Source organism: Brevibacterium moorei (assembly GCF_024580735.1).
Lineage (GTDB): Bacteria > Actinomycetota > Actinomycetes > Actinomycetales > Brevibacteriaceae > Brevibacterium > Brevibacterium moorei.
Genome location: NZ_JANIJX010000016.1, coordinates 62,476 through 77,292 on the forward strand (window position 1 = coordinate 62,476; position 14,817 = coordinate 77,292).

Consider the following 14,817-nt stretch of genomic DNA (forward strand, 5'->3'; position numbering starts at 1 on the left):
CCGGACCCTACTCCCTACTTGTCGTAGGCCGCCGATTCGAAGCGCATATAGCCGCCGAAGGAATCGGCGTCGGCGAACGGCAGGATCTGGGTGGCCCAGAAGCCGCCCAGTCCGTTCTTCCTGTCGATCCAGTAATACAGGTTCGCCAGCCCCGCCCAGCCCTGGGAGCCCGCGGGCCGGCCGGTGGGCGCGTCCTCGTCGTTGATCATGAAGCCGTAGGACCAGGACTTCGGCTGCCCGGGGAAGAACTCGGCGTCGTTCGACAGGCTCGGGATGACCCCGGGCAGCGGCGTGATCAGCCGGTCGCCCAGGTGATTGGCGGTGGCGAAATCGACCGTCTCCGGCTTGAGCACCTGCGTGCCGTCGTCGGCACTGCCATCGTTGAGCCACATCCGGATGAACTTCAGATAGTCGCCCACCGTGCTGTACAGACCCGCGCCGCCCAGGTGCACCTGGGGTCGGATCGGGATGACATAGCCGTCGATCGGAGTGAGCGATCCGTCCTCCCCGCGCTGGTGGATCGACGCGACCCGCTCGGTCATCTCAGTGCCCGGCTCGAAGCTCGAGGACTCCATGCCCAGGGGTGCGAAGATTCGTTCGGCGAACACCTCGCCCAGTTTCTTCCCCGTGATCCCCTCGACCACCTGGCCGGCCCAGTCGAGGTTCGTCCCGTACTCCCAGTTCTCGCCCGGATCGAAGACCAGCGGGGTCTGCAGCGCGGCCATGGAGGCGTCCGTGACCGGTGGCTGGCCGCATTCCTCGGTCAGGCGCAGATAGTCCTGATCGAAGAAGTTATAGGCGAAGCCCGCCTGGTGGGTGAGCAGATCGTGGGTGGTCACTGGCCGTTTGGGCGCGCGCAGCCGCGGCTTGCCGGGTCCGTCCCACCCGTCGAGCACCTGGACCTCGGCCAGCCATGGCGCGTACTGCGAGGCCGGCGCCTGCAGGTCCAGATCGCCCTGTTCGTACAGCTGCATCGCAGCGGTGGCGGTGATCGCCTTGGTCGTGGAGAAGATCGCGTGGACTGTGTCGACGGTCATCGGCTCCTTCGTGCCCAGGTCCCGCACCCCGGCCGCGCCCAGGTACAGGTCGCCGTCGCGCCCGGTGGCCCCGGCGACCACCCCGGGCACCGTGCCGCCCACAGACGGGGCCAATTGGACGACCGCGTCGAGGCGGTCGGCGATGCCGGCGAAATCGACGGCGGTGGTATCGGAGTGTGCTGAGGTGTCTGGAGTGTTCATGCTGACCGCCTTCATTGCCGGTTCGATGGTGTGCTGTTGTATCGCCGGTCGGATGCCGATCCGCCGGCCCGGCACTCAAGCGGTGCCGGATGACTCAAAGGTAGCGCCGAGCCGGTGCATCCGCGTTGCATCCAGCCAGGTTGCATCCGGCCAGGAACTCCACGACATCCGGGGTGACCCGTGCGCTGAACTCCTCGAAGAAGCCGTGGCGGCCCTGCGGATAGGTGCGCACCCGCGCGCCGGGGATCCGCTCGGCCAGCACCCGCGCATTGTCCACCGGGCACATGAGGTCCGCCTCCCCGTGCAGGACCAGGGTCGGCACACCGATCCGGGGTAGCCGCTCCCAGGCATCGTGCCGCCGGCTGGCGCGCAGATGCGCGGATCGGGCCGCAGCCGTCATCCCCGGATCGCCCAACAGGGTGCTGTCGGCGGGCTCCCCGGGCCAGACGGGGGAGTAGAACAACTCGAACAGCACCCGCCGCTTATCCGCGCCCGAGGCCTCCAACAGTCGGTGCCCGACTCCGGCCGGGGAGCGGACCTCGTGTGCGCCGCCGGGCCCCGTGCAGGCCAGCACCAGGGCGCCCACGAGTTCGGGCCGGAGCAGCGCGAGCTCCTGTGCGACCCGCCCTCCCATGGAGGTCCCGAAGACCGCAACCGGGGAGGCCGCATACCCGGCGGCGGCCAACACACAGGCCGCGTCCTCGGCGAAGGTGCGCATGGACCAGGCGGGTCTGCTGCTGTGGCCCGCGGATCTGCCTGCGCGGCCGGGCTCGCCGACGGCACCCGCTCCGGTACCGGTTTGCTCGGGCCCGGTGCTGTCACCGGTGCCGCGGTAGTCGAAGGTGATCGTGCGGAAGGCCGCGGCGTAGCCCGGCCGCACGGCATCCCACCAGTGGTGGGAGTTCGCCTGGCCCGGCAGCAAGAGCAGCGGCGGCGCGGACTCCGGTGCGCTCGCGGGACCCATGACCTGTGCCGCCAGGGTGGCCCCGTCCGGTGTGGTCACGGTGAAGCGGCGGGTCGGGCCGGTTGTGCTCGCGGCCGGCACGGTTGCGCTCGGCTCGGCCGGTGGCGGGAAATCCTCGTTCATCCTGTGCATCCTCTCTGTGATTCTCCGTGCCGGGTCCACTGTGCCGGTGGGACTCTCTGTGCCGGTAGACGGGGCGGTTGAGGCGGACGGTTAACCTGAGACCATCATGAAGCTCTCCGAACTGGTCCGCGAAGTGGGCCCCGGGCGCCTGCGCGTCCTCGCAGGCAGCAGCGGGGACGCGGACCCGGACATCGTCGAGGTCGTGCTCGCCGACGGGCTCAGCCCCACCGGACCCGGCATCCTGGTCCTCGCGCTGCCGGGGACCGGGGCCGCTGCGGGCGGGGACGCGGCTGCGCTCGGCGCTCAACGGCCCGGCGGGGAGCCGGTCTCCGCCCCGCCCACTCCGGCTGCGCTCGGCGCGGAACCACCGGTCCCGGAGTCCCCGGTCGTGGTTCCCGCTCCCGGCAGCGCCGCGACCGAACTGTTCGGACTGCTCCAAGCGGCGCTGCACGCCGGCGACGAGCTCGGCCGGCCGGGCTCGATCCAGGCCATCGCCGACTACACCCGGGCCACCGTGGGCGGCGCCGTGGTGGTCTATGACCGGGCGCACCGGGTGCTCGCGCATTCCGTCGGCGACTTCCCGATCGACGCGGTGCGCCGTGACACCATCCTGGGCCGCCGGACCCCGGACGACTGGATCGCCCGCTTCACCGCAGACCGCACCGCCTATCGGACCCGGGAACTGCCCGGGCGCGTGGTGCGCGTCGACGAGTACGAAGACATCGTCCCGCGCCTGCGCATCGCGGTGACCGCCGACGGCGAGGTGGTCGGCGAACTCTCCGTGTCCGAGGATGCAGTGTCCTTGGGCGCCGCGGCGGAACTGGCGCTGGCCAGGGCCGGCCGGTTGGCGGTGCCCGCACTGCGCGCCCACCAGCGGGTGGTGGACCGGGAGCGCACCGAGCGGACGGAGCAGTTGCGCGGGCTGCTGTGGCACGGCCGTGAGGACGCCGAACTCTCCGGCCGTGATCGGGGCATGTTCGTCTGCGCATTCGCTCCGGCGGGCGGGGCAGCCGCGGTATCGCCGAGTGGAGTGTCCACAGTTGCGCCGGGCGCAGCGCACACAGTGTCGCACGGCGTGGCGCCGGAACCGGATATGGAGCAGATCGTCCACTACCTCGCGCTGTCCTTCCGGGCGCTGAGCCCCGAGGTCCGGGTCGCGGCGATCCACGGGGTGGTGTGGATCGTGGTGCCGGGCCCGCCGAGCCTGCGCGCCGAACTCATCGGAGTGTGCCGCGCCATCCTCGGGCGGATGCGACGGGTCCTGCCGGAGGCCGCGGTGGCCGTGGCCGAACACCTCGGGTCCGCAGCGGGAGCCCCGGATGGACGCGCGGTGGTCGAGGATCTGCTGCGGATCCACATCCGCGCGGCCGGTTCCGTGAGTGCGGCCGGCACCGGAGACCTCGGAAACCCCGGAGCCACCGGGGATGGCGGCCACGCCGAGCCCGAGGGCCGAACCGAGCAGGTGTTCGTCGAGGCCGATCATTGGGCCCCACTGCTGCTGGCACGGGTCGGCGACTGTCTCAACGGCTGCTCAACGGATGGGACGGCCGGGCTCGCGGATGGGGCAGCCCGTCCCCGGAACCCGTCTGCGAACCGGACTCCGCTCAGGCCCCGCACCCCGACCCCGATCGACGTCCTGGCGGCCCATGACGCGCAGGAGGCCACCGACTTCACGGGCACCCTCAGGGTCTTCTTCGCGGAGTTCGGCCAGGTCTCCCGAGCCGCGGCCCGGCTGCACCTGCACCCGAACACGCTGCGCCACCGGCTGCGCAGAATCCAGGAGATCAGCGGTCTGGACATCGGGGACGCCGGCCAGCGGCTCGCCGCAGAACTCCTGCTCATCGGGAATCCGCGTTCGGATCCGGGTCCGGCCCCTGCTGGGGATACAGGCCGGGGATGAGGAACATGAGCACCGCGATGACCCCGACGGCCGCCGCGGCGAGCAGATAGCCCTGGGGCGCCTCGGCCCCGGCTGCCGAACCTGCTGCGGACGCCGCTGCCGACCGGGCGGCGACCGCCGCCTGCGCGCCCAGGCCGATGAGCACGGCGGCCAGGGCCGTGCCGACCGACTGCCCCAGCTGCCGGGCGGCCGAGGCCATGGAGCCGGCCGCACCGGACACCTCGGCCGGCAGGGTGGACATCGACAGGAAATTCACCGGGGTGTTCGCCGCGCCGAAGCCGAACCCGGCCAGGGCCGTGCCGATCAGAAGGCCGGCCACGGCCCACCCGACTGCGCCCACCGGGCCGGCGGCTGTCCCGGAAGCGGCGGCACTGTGCGCGGCCGCGGGGCCGGCGGTGGCCTCGGCCAGGGCGGAACCGGCGACGGCCACCGCGAGTCCCGCGACGATGAGCACGGCGGAGGCCCGCATGATGAACGCGGGACCCCGGCGGGTCAGGGCGCGGCCGGACCACTGCGCGCCCACCGCGATGGTCGCGGCCAGCGGCAGGTTGATCAGCCCCGCGGGGCCGGCTGGGATGTGCAGGCGGTCCTGGACGAGCACGGCCACGGTGTACAGGGCGATGCCCAGTGCCAGATAGTTGCACACCGCCAGGGCGATCGACACCGTGAAGTTCCGATTCTCCAGGGCGGCGCGGGGGATCGCCGCGTGTGGGGATCGGAACTCGCGGATGGCCCAGACCGCCAGCACGCCCAGCCCGGCGGCCAGCAGTGCGGCCTTCGCCGGGCCGGGCAGTCCGCCGGGTAGCTCGATCAGCGCGGCGGTCAGCCCGGCCATCCACAGTGCCATGAGCAGATAGGACAGGGTGAACACCCGGGTGGCGGGCTGGGGCCGGGTGTGGGGGACGAAGATCAGCACGCCGGCCAGATAGGCCAGGCCGAGGACGACCATCACCGCGAAGTACAGCCGCCAGCCCGCTGCGGCGACGGCCAGACCGGCGATCACCGGGCCCAGGGCCATGCCGACGCCGATCGCCAGGCCCCAGATGGACATGGACCGGGCGAGTTCGCCGGGGGTCCGGGCGACGGTGCGCAGCACGGCCAGGCCAACGGGCACCAGCGCGCAGCCGCCCACCGCGGAGATCGCCCGTCCGGCGATGAGCATCTCGGGGCCCTGGGCCAGGCATGCCAGCACACTGCCCAGCAGATACACGCCGAGCGCGCCGATGAGCACGCGGCGCTTGTCGAACCTGTCGCCGACGGCCCCGCTGACCATGACGAGCGTCGCCAGGACCAGGGGATAGCAGGTGGCCAGCCAGTGGGACTGGGTTTCGCTGAGCCCCAGATCGGCGCGGATGGCGGGCAGCGCGATGTTGAGCCCGGTGATGTTGAGCTGGCCGGTCAGGGTTCCGGTGGCGCAGGTGATGACGGTGCCGGTGCGCCGCTGGGACATGGGGCTCCTTCGAGGGGGGTCGGTTCAGGTGCTGCGGTCGAGCTCGTTTCCAGTCAAGCAGACGAATCGGCACCGTGCCGGGCGCCGGCCTTGTGCGAATCGACGGACTTGCCGGCCTCGGACGCGCGGATCGCACAAAGGGCTTGCAGCGGGCCGGCGCACAAAGGGGTCGGAGTGTGACGCGGGCCCCGCGCAGTGTGCGGCCCGGCGGTAGAGTCGAAGGAGAACCGCCCCACACAACAGGAGGAAACGCACATGGCCGAACACCTGATCCGCCAGATCATCCTGAGCACCGAGGACCTCGACGCCTCGATCGAGTTCTACGAGAAGCTGGGCTACAGCCTGAAATTCCGCGACGGCGCCCACTACGCCCAGCTCGACGGCGGCCCGATTGCCCTGGCCCTGGCCACCTCGGTCGACCACCCGCTGCCCGGCAAGACCGTCGTCGCGATCAAGTCCGACGATCCGGATCAGGACGCCAAGGACATCGAGGCCCTGGGCGGCGCCGTGGTCAAGGGCCCGTACGACGACGCGCACGAACGCCGCACCGTCGCCTACGACAACCAGGGCAACGGCCTGGTCTTCTACAAGTCGCTGGGCCGCTGAGCCCAGCCCGCGCCCGCTGAGCCCAGCCGACAGTTGAGCCCAACGGGCGTCCGCTGAGCCACTGGCCCCAGCCCATCCACCAACGAAAGGGAACCGCCCGATGACCACTGCCACCTCGCCTGCGGCCGAACAACTCCACTCCGAGACCCTGGAACTGCTCCAGGCACTGATCCGCAATGCCTGCGCCAACGACCTGACCCCGGATTCCGGGCAGGAGGTGCGCAGCGCCGAAACGCTCGAGGAGTTCTTCGCCGGCGTGGACAATGTGACGATCCAGAAGGTCGAGCCACGGCCGGGGCGCACGACCATCATCGTGACCCTGCCGGGCACCGACCCGGCAGCGGAGCCGCTGACTCTGCTGGGGCACACGGACGTGGTGCCGGTGGATGCGGACAAGTGGACGAAGGACCCCTTCGGCGCGGTGGTCGAGGATGGGGCGATCTGGGGCCGCGGCGCGGTCGACATGCTGTGCCTGACCGCCTCGATGGCCGTCGTGACCCGGCAGATCGCGCGTGCCGCCCAGGCGGATCCGGCGGCGGGCCCGGCCGGCACGCTGACCTTCGTGGGTGTGGCCGATGAGGAGGCGCGCGGAGGGCTGGGCGCCAAATGGCTGTCGGAGGAATACCCCGAGCTGTTCTCCTGGAAGAACTGCCTGTCGGAGACCGGCGGCTCGCACCTGCCAGTGGCAGACGGCTCGGATGCCGTGATTCTGGGCGTGGGGGAGAAGGGCGCGGCCCAGCGCCGCCTGCACGTCACCGGCGACGCCGGCCACGGCTCCCTGCCCTATGGCCGGGACTTCGCGGTGGCCAAGATCGGCCGCGTCGCCGAGGCGATCGGCCGGTTCGCCCCGGCCGTCGCCCAGGATTCCATCTGGGAGGGATACGTCAAGGCCTTCCGCTTCGACGAGGACACCGAACTGGCCCTGCTCGAGGGCACGGACCAGGCGGCCTACGAGGCCTTCGGCGAACTGGCGCCCTATGCCCATGCGGTGTCCCATCTGACCGTTTCGCCCACCGTGCTGCGCGCCGGCGAGGCGATCAACGTCTTCCCCAGCGCGGCCTATCTGGAGCTGGACATCCGCACCCTGCCCGGCCAGACGGACGACGAGGTGGACGCGGTGCTGCGCGGGGCACTGGGGGAGCTGGCCGACGAGGTGCGCATCGAGCGGCTCATCAGCGAACCGGCCTCGGCCAGCCCGACGGACTCGGAGCTGTTTAAGACCATGGAACAGGTCGTGGCCGAGCACTTCCCGGATGCCGCGATCGTGCCGACGATCGCCAGCGGCGGATCGGATCTGCGCTTCGCCCGGAAGCTCGGCGGGGTGGGTTATGGCTTCGGTCTGCACCGCCGGTCGACCACGCAGGCCTTCATCAATGCGCAACTGCACCAGCACGATGAGCACCTGCCAGTGGAGGACCTGTACCTGACCGTCGATGCCCTGGACCAGGTGGTCCGCCGCTTCACCAAGACCGCCTGAGGCCCACTGGCGGGGGCGGGCTATGCGATGGCCGCTTCGATCGCCTCGAGTTCGGCCAGCCACAGGCGGGCGTTGCCGTCCGAGGGCGCCCGCCAGTCCCCGCGCGGGCTCAACGCCCCGGCGGCCAGGACCTTGGGCCCATTGGGGATCGCCGAGCGCTTGAACTGGGAGAACCCGAAGAAGCGCTTCAAAAACACTTTCTCCCATTTCAGGATCGTGGCCATGTCATAGGAGTACCGGTCGGGTTCGGGGAAGCCCGCCGGCCACAGCCCCGCATGTGGATCGCCCGCCCAGGCGTGCCGGGCCATGAACGCGATCTTCGAGGGCCTGGCCCCATGCATGATGTGGAACAGCGTGAAGTCGTGCAGGGCGTAGGGCCCGATCGTGTCCTCGGTCGACTGCACCTGGCCATCGGGCCCGGCCGGCACCAGTTCGGGGCTGATCTCCGTGTCCAACACCGACTGCAGCACCCGGGCGCCTTCGGCGTCGACCACGTCCCCGCGCGCGATCACCCAGCGGATGATGTGCTGGATGAGCGTCTTGGGGATCCCCGAGTTCACCCCGTAATGGCTCATCTGATCGCCCACCCCGTAGGTCGACCAGCCCAGCGCGATCTCGGACAGATCGCCCGTTCCCACCACGATCCCGCCCAGGTGGTTAGCCAGGCGGAACAGGTAGTCGGTGCGCAGACCGGCCTGCACGTTCTCGAAGGTGACATCGTAGACGGGCTCGCCATCGCCTGCCGGGTGGTGCATCTGGCGCAGCATCTCCGTGGCCGCCGGCCGGATGTCGATCGTCTCCACACTCGCGCCGATCGCCCGCGCCAGGGCCAGGGCATTGGACTTCGTATGGTCGCTGGTGGCGAAACCGGGCATGGTGTAGGCCAGGATGTCCGAGCGCGGCCTGCCCATCAGATCCATCGCGCGGGCGATGACCAGCAGCGCGTGCGTGGAATCCAGCCCGCCGGAGACGCCGATGACCGGCTTGGGCCCGCCGATCGCGCGCAGCCGCTGCACCAGCCCGGAGACCTGGATGTTGAAGGCCTCGTAGCAGTCCTGGTCGAGCCTGGCGGCGTCCGTGGCGATGAACGGGAAGCGCGGCAGCGTGCGCAGCAGGCCCACATCCCCGCGCGGCGGGTTCGCCTGGAATTCCACGGTCCGGAACGCCGAGGCCTCGCCCAGCGCCCGGCGGTTGTCGTCGAAGGTGCCCTGGCGGCGGCGGTCCTGGACCAGGGAGTCCAGGTCCACGTCCGCGATCGAATGCCCGGCGGTCTGCGGGAAGCGTTCGGTCTCGGCCAGTAGTGCGCCGTTCTCGTAGATCATCGTCATGCCGTCCCAGGACACGTCGTTGGTCGACTCGCCCAGGCCGGCCGCAGCATAGGCATAGGCCGCCAGGCCCCTTGCCGAGGCCGCACGCGCCAGCAGGTGCCGGTCGTCCGCCCTGGCGACGGTGATGGGGCTGCCGGACAGGTTGGTCAGCACCGTGGCGCCGGCCAGGGCCGCCAGCGACGAGGGCGGCACGGGCACCCACATGTCCTCGCAGATTTCGGCGTGGACGACCAGGCCGGGCAGGTCCGTGGCGGCGAACAGCAGATCGGGGCCGAAGGGCACGGTAACGGGTGCCCCGGCCGCGGAGGATCCGGAGCCGGGCGCTGTGGAACCGGGCGCCGCCTCGGCAGCTGCAGCCGGCCCCGCCGTGCCTGGGTCGGGCAGGGTGATCGTGCCGCGCTGATCGTCGCCCGGGGCGTACCAGCGGCGCTCGTAGAACTCGCGGTAGGTCGGCAGATAGGACTTCGGGGCGACGCCGAGGACGCGGCCGGCTTTGATCGCCACCGCACAGTTGTACAGGCGGTTGCCGTGGGCCAGGGGTGCGCCGATCAGCAGCAGCGGCGAGTACGTGGCGGTCTCGCGGGCGATCCGGTGGAAGGCCGCCAGCACGCCGTCGAGCAGCGCATCCTGGAGTACCAGGTCGTCGATCGCATAGCCGGACAGGCACAGCTCAGGGAACACCGCCACGGTGACGGAGCGTTCGTCCAGGTCACGGGTAGCGTCGATGATCGTCTGCGCGTTCGTCGCCGGGTCCGCGATGGCAAGGGGGACCGTGCAGGCTGCGATCCGCGCGAAGCCGTGGCCGAAGGCATTGTCGAATTCAGTTGCGTCACTCACCGTCTCAGTCTTTCACGCCCGGCTCCGGCTCGGCAGCCTCAGAGGTCGTTGACCAGCACCGCGGCACCGTCGAACCGTCCGGCCTGCAGATCCTCCAGCGCGTTGAGCGCCCGGCTCATCGGGTACTCGTGGGTCGTGGCCCGCACCTGGTGGCGCGCCGCCAGTTCCAGGAACTCCCGGCCCTGGTCCCGCGTATTCGAGGTCACGCTGCGGATCTGTTTCTCATAGAACAGCTCGTCCTCGTAGTTCAGCGGCGGAGTGTCCGACAGGTGGATGCCCGCGATCGACAGCACGCCGCCACGGTCCAGCGCCCGCATCGCCGGCTTGACGATATCGCCCACCGGCGCGAACAGGATCGCCGAATCCAGCGGCTCCGGAGGCATATCGTAGGCCCCGGCGGCCGAGGCCGCGCCCAGTTCCAGCGCCAGTTCCCTGGCCGCCCGGTCACGTGTCAGCACGTGGACGCGGGCGCCCTGGGCCAGGGCGAGTTGGGCGCACAGATGGGCACTGCCGCCGAATCCGTACAGGCCGAGGCGTCCGCCGGCCGGCAGTTCGGCCTTGAGCAGGGCGTGGTAGCCGATGATGCCGGCGCACAGTAGGGGCGCCAGGGCGGTGTCGTCGACCTCGGGCAGTTCATAGGCGTAGGCGGCGGGGACCGTGGTGTATTCCGCGTAGCCGCCGTCGGCGTCCCAACCGGTGTAGGTAGATTCCGGGCAGAGGTTCTCGCGCCCGGTGGTGCACCACCGGCAGTGGCCGCAGGTGCCGCGCAGCCAGGCGACGCCCACTCTGCGGCCGATCCGGGTAGTCCCGGGATCGGCAGCACCGGGGCCGGCCGTCCCCGGGCCGCAGGCGACGACGCGGCCGACGACCTCGTGCCCGGGTGTGACATGGGGCCGGTGCACGGCCAGGTCGCCCTCGACCACGTGCAGATCGGTGCGGCAGACTCCGCAGGTGTGGACGTGGATCAGCAGTTCGCCGGGGCCTGGAGTGGGGACGGGCACCTCGCGCAATTCCAAGGGTGGAACCGGTGCAGGGGAGGAGCCATCAGCGGCGAGGACCGGGGCGGGGTCCGTGACGGTCCAGGCGCGCATGGTCGCGGGTACCTCTGGCGGTGTCGTGACCGGATTCGCCGACTGTACAACGCTCATGGTCTGAATCTACCCAGGCGTCGGGTCAAGGGGAACCCCATAACCGCGTCGAACCGTCGATAATGTGCGATTCCACCAGGGGCAGAGCACACATTATCGACGGTTCGGCGCGAAGGGTTGGGGAGGGGCGGGCCTCAGCCGGCGACGACCTCGCGGTCGTGGGGCTTATTGGCCGCCGACAGGGGACCGTGCAGCGAGAACACGAGCACGATCGCCACGATGAGTGCCGCAGCGCCGAACACATAGGAGGCGCTCCAACCGAAGGCATGGCCCAGGCTGGTGGCCAGCGGAGGGGCGATGGCGCCGCCTAGGAAGCGGATGCCGGAATACGCGCTCGAGGCGACCGGCCGCGGCAGGTCGGTGGACTCCATGGACGATTCGGTCAGGACGGTGTTCATCACGCCCAGGATCAAACCGGAGACCACGATGAGGGCGATGAGGGCCGGGACCACGTTGACGAGGAAGATCGCCAGGGCCACGACGATGAACAGGGCGACCAGGCCCGAGGCGATGATCGTGGTGCGCTTGAACCGGGCGGACAGCGCCGGTGCGCCGAAGACCGAGGTCAGAGCCAGACCCACGCCCCAGCCGGTGAAGGTCAGGCCGATGCCCAGCGCCCCGAAGCCCAGAGGATAGGGGGAGACGGCGAGGACGACGAAGAAGGCCATGTTGTAGAAGATGGCGATGAGGCCGAAGCTCAGTAGGGCCGGCTTCTTGAAGGCGCCGAACGCGGCGAAGACCGGGGTGTGCCTCTTCTCGACGGCGCTCTTGTCCAGCATGGTCAGGATGGCGACGAAGCCCGCGGCCATGAGGACGGCCGTGCCGATGAAGGGCGCTTTCCAGGAGATCATGCCCAGCAGGCCGCCGACCAGCGGGCCCAGGGCCATGCCGACGCCCAGTGCGGATTCGTAGAGGACGATCGCGCCGTCGGGATTGCGCGATTCGCTCATGATCGTCGACAGTGCGGTCGAGATGAACAGGGCGTTGCCCAGGCCCCAGACCGCGCGGAAGGCGATGATCCACGGAACGCTGGGGGCCAGGCCGGAGGCCAGTGAGAACACCACGATCAGGCCGAGGCCGATCAGCAGGGTGTTGCGCGCGCCGATCCGCCCGGAGACCCAGCTGGTGAAGAACATCGCCACGGCGGTGATGAGCAGGTACGAGGTGAACAGGAGCGAGGTCTGGGCTGGGGTGGCGTGCAGGTCCGCGCTGATCGCAGGCAGGATCGGGTCGACCAGGCCGATGCCCATGAAGGACACTGCGGCGGCCAGCGCCACCGCCCATACGGTCTTGGGCTGGATCCACCAGCCGGGCTCGACCTCGGCGGCGGTGGCGTGCGTGCCCGGTGGTGTCTGCCCGGTGGCTAGGTTCTCTGTCTCTGCGCTCACTTCTGTGACTTCCCTGGTCTTTCTGTCGGCTGCTTGTGCCAACAAGAATATCAGATAGATATATAAATAAGTGTCTGGAATGTTGCAGAGTTGTTGCCGTCTGCCTCTAGTCAATTAATACGTAATTACGTTATAGTGAGAATATGACGGATGCAGATGATGTCGAGCGGGATCGGGTCGAGGTGCTCGAAGACCGGATCGGAGCGCTTGAGGAACGGCTCGCGCTGCTGGAACGCGGCGGGAAATCGCCCGGTGCCGGTTTCACCGACTTGACTGGCTCCGATGCCGACTCCCCGGGCCTCAGAGCCGATACGGCGGCCACATCGGCCGCAGTTTCGGAATCGGCCTGGATCCTCACGGAATCTGCCCGGCGCTATCCGGGCATGGACGCCGTGCACTTCGCTGGCACCGCACAACTGCCGGAGGGCCCGGTGGCCTGGCAGTGGGGGCGACCCACCGCCGAGCTGTTGGGCCGCGACTTCGCCGATGCGGGCGAACGCCTGGCCGCGCTCTCGCACCCCGTGCGGCTGGCGCTGGTCCAGGCGGTACTCGCGGGCACCTCGACCTCGGCGGACCTGACGGCTCTGCCGGGGATGGGCACATCGGGGCAGGTCTACCACCATTTACACCAGCTGGCAGCCACCGGCTGGCTGCAGTCCCCGCGCCGGGGCCACTGGCGGGTGCCCGCGGACCGGGTGGTGCCGTTGCTGGTCATCATCATGGCTGCCACCGACTGAGGCCCGGAGCCCGCAGTGTCAGCACTGCAGTGCCCGCATCGGAAGTGGCCGCCACGGCACCGGCATCCGGCCGGTGCGAGGAAGGACATCATGAGACGACACACAATAGCCATTGCGGCCGGACTCCTGGCCGCCCTGCTCATCGCCCTCGTGGCCCCGAAACCCCTGGGATTGCGCGGCCAGGCCAACGGAGATTCCGAATTGGTGTCCCAGATCGACGGATTGCTGGGCACCGGATTCCGCCACCACCTGGTTGCTTTGCGCCTGGACGAGGACGGTAAGACCTCGTTTGCCGGCTGGGGCGCGGACGAGCATACGGAATTCGAGATCGGATCGGTGACCAAGACCTTCACGGCCGCCGCCTTCGCGGATGCGATCGACCGCGGCGAAGTCGACCCCGATACCCGGCTTGACGAGGTCTTCCCCGACTTCCGCGACCGTCCGGCGGGAAGTGTGACGCTGGCGGAGCTGGCCACTCAGCATTCGGGACTGTCCCGCCTGCTGGAATCCGGCGCGGCGGGTGTGGGCGTGCAGACCGTCCGCGGGCTACTGGGATTCGACCCCTACACCCTGGATAAGGAAGAGTTCTTGACGCAGGCCGCCGAGAGCAGGGTATCCACGGGCCAGGGTGGGAAGAAGGAGTATGGATACTCCAATCTGGGCTTCGCCCTGCTGGGCCAGGCCGTGGCGAAACGTGCGGGGATGGAATATCCCGAGCTGATCCGGACCCGTATCCTCGCACCGCTGGGAATGGACGAGACGACGGTGCCGACCGAGGCCTCGGACCTGGGGACCGATGCTCCGCGCGGCTTCGACGCCGCGGGCCTGCCCACCGGCAGGTGGACGATGCGCGCGCAGGCCCCTGCCGGGTCGATGCGCTCGACCGCACACGATATGGGACTGTGGCTGCAAGCCGTGGCGACCGGAAAGGCGCCGGGGGTCAAGGCGGTCAAAGCCCGGGCGGACGCAGGGTCCGGCCAGCGCATCGGCTACGCCTGGATGCACACGGGCGCGGGGACTGTCTGGCACAACGGCGGCACCGGGGGCTTCTCCTGCTATCTGGGTTTCGCCGGTGACCGCAAGCAGAAGGACGGCGCGAGGGGAATCGTGGTGCTTAGCGATACCGCGACCTCGGTCGACGAAGCACAGAAGGTGATCGAACCATGAACGGCACACTGTCCCTGGTCATGAGTCTGATTCTGCTCCTGGTGTCCGCCTGGCTGCTGCTGGGCCCGCCGGTGCTGGCCCTGATCCGGTTGCGGCGCGGCACCCTGAACCCGGAGGCCGGTGCGCGGATGGCCGGCAGCTATTTGATCGGCATGCTGCTGGTGCGCATCCTGTGGCCGGCCGGCACCCTGCTGCTGGTCGTCTGGCTGCTCGCAGCGGTCCTGGCCGGGATCGCCGTCTGGCGGGTGGTCGCCGGTGGGGTTTCGATTGGCGCGGGCCCGGCGAGTCCGGCAGGGACTGGTCCGGCGGGGGAGGGCCTGGCAAAGGCGAGCCGTTTAGGCGGTGCCCGGCGCGGCCTGTCGAGGAAGACGATGGTGGTCCTGGCCGTCGAGCTCGTGATCATCCTGGCCCTGGCCGTGCGCTGCTTCCTCAACATATAGGATGGTGTGCCCAG

Annotated in this window: 12 protein-coding genes; 6 read left to right on the plus strand and 6 right to left on the minus strand. The window is 69.9% G+C overall.

What is annotated here, in order from left to right; all coding sequences use genetic code 11:
• Positions 1 to 14: 14 nt before the first annotated feature.
• Positions 15 to 1,238 (minus strand): methyl acetate hydrolase AcmB, encoded by a 1,224-nt coding sequence (acmB, locus tag NQ034_RS11250; RefSeq protein WP_257048935.1) that lies wholly within the window; start codon positions 1,236 to 1,238, stop codon positions 15 to 17.
• 94 nt (positions 1,239 to 1,332) lie between these two features.
• On the minus strand, positions 1,333 to 2,325 hold the full coding sequence (locus NQ034_RS11255; RefSeq protein ID WP_257048936.1) for an alpha/beta fold hydrolase: 993 nt from the start codon (positions 2,323 to 2,325) through the stop codon (positions 1,333 to 1,335).
• A 106-nt stretch (positions 2,326 to 2,431) separates the two neighbouring features.
• Between NQ034_RS11255 and NQ034_RS11260 the strand changes: the two genes are divergently transcribed.
• Positions 2,432 to 4,225, plus strand: coding sequence for a helix-turn-helix domain-containing protein (locus NQ034_RS11260; RefSeq protein WP_257048938.1), 1,794 nt, complete (start codon positions 2,432 to 2,434; stop codon positions 4,223 to 4,225).
• Here NQ034_RS11260 and NQ034_RS11265 read toward each other — a convergent pair.
• A complete protein-coding gene (locus NQ034_RS11265; protein WP_257048940.1) occupies positions 4,164 to 5,675 on the minus strand; it encodes an MFS transporter in 1,512 nt (503 codons plus the stop codon). The genes NQ034_RS11260 and NQ034_RS11265 overlap by 62 nt on opposite strands.
• Positions 5,676 to 5,930: 255 nt before the next feature.
• Here NQ034_RS11265 and NQ034_RS11270 point away from each other — a divergent pair, with 255 nt between their 5' ends.
• A complete protein-coding gene (locus NQ034_RS11270; RefSeq protein ID WP_257048942.1) occupies positions 5,931 to 6,281 on the plus strand; it encodes a VOC family protein in 351 nt (116 codons plus the stop codon).
• Between the two features lie 100 nt (positions 6,282 to 6,381).
• Positions 6,382 to 7,758 carry a M20/M25/M40 family metallo-hydrolase gene (locus NQ034_RS11275; RefSeq protein WP_257048943.1) on the plus strand — a complete coding sequence of 459 codons (1,377 nt, stop codon included), beginning with the start codon at positions 6,382 to 6,384 and terminating at the stop codon, positions 7,756 to 7,758.
• Between the two features lie 20 nt (positions 7,759 to 7,778).
• On the opposite strand, the gene NQ034_RS11280 is transcribed toward NQ034_RS11275, so the two are convergent.
• From NQ034_RS11280 to NQ034_RS11290, 3 genes are all read right to left on the minus strand, one after another.
• Positions 7,779 to 9,923: an NAD(+) synthase gene (locus tag NQ034_RS11280; RefSeq protein ID WP_257048944.1), complete on the minus strand. Its 2,145-nt coding sequence runs from the start codon at positions 9,921 to 9,923 to the stop codon at positions 7,779 to 7,781.
• Between the two features lie 38 nt (positions 9,924 to 9,961).
• Complete coding sequence (locus NQ034_RS11285; RefSeq protein ID WP_257048945.1) at positions 9,962 to 11,071, minus strand: zinc-binding alcohol dehydrogenase family protein; 1,110 nt, start codon at positions 11,069 to 11,071, stop codon at positions 9,962 to 9,964.
• Positions 11,072 to 11,205: 134 nt separating this feature from the next.
• Positions 11,206 to 12,459 carry an MFS transporter gene (locus NQ034_RS11290; RefSeq protein ID WP_257048946.1) on the minus strand — a complete coding sequence of 418 codons (1,254 nt, stop codon included), beginning with the start codon at positions 12,457 to 12,459 and terminating at the stop codon, positions 11,206 to 11,208.
• A 143-nt stretch (positions 12,460 to 12,602) separates the two neighbouring features.
• Here NQ034_RS11290 and NQ034_RS11295 point away from each other — a divergent pair, with 143 nt between their 5' ends.
• The 3 genes from NQ034_RS11295 (at position 12,603) to NQ034_RS11305 (ending at position 14,803) form a co-directional block, all read left to right on the plus strand.
• Entirely contained in the window at positions 12,603 to 13,196 is a 594-nt protein-coding gene (locus tag NQ034_RS11295; protein ID WP_257048948.1) for an ArsR/SmtB family transcription factor, read from the plus strand.
• A 90-nt stretch (positions 13,197 to 13,286) separates the two neighbouring features.
• Positions 13,287 to 14,363, plus strand: coding sequence for a serine hydrolase domain-containing protein (locus NQ034_RS11300; protein ID WP_257048949.1), 1,077 nt, complete (start codon positions 13,287 to 13,289; stop codon positions 14,361 to 14,363).
• Entirely contained in the window at positions 14,360 to 14,803 is a 444-nt protein-coding gene (locus NQ034_RS11305) for a hypothetical protein (protein ID WP_257048950.1), read from the plus strand. Before NQ034_RS11300 ends, NQ034_RS11305 begins: the two co-directional genes overlap by 4 nt.
• Positions 14,804 to 14,817 lie beyond the last annotated feature (14 nt).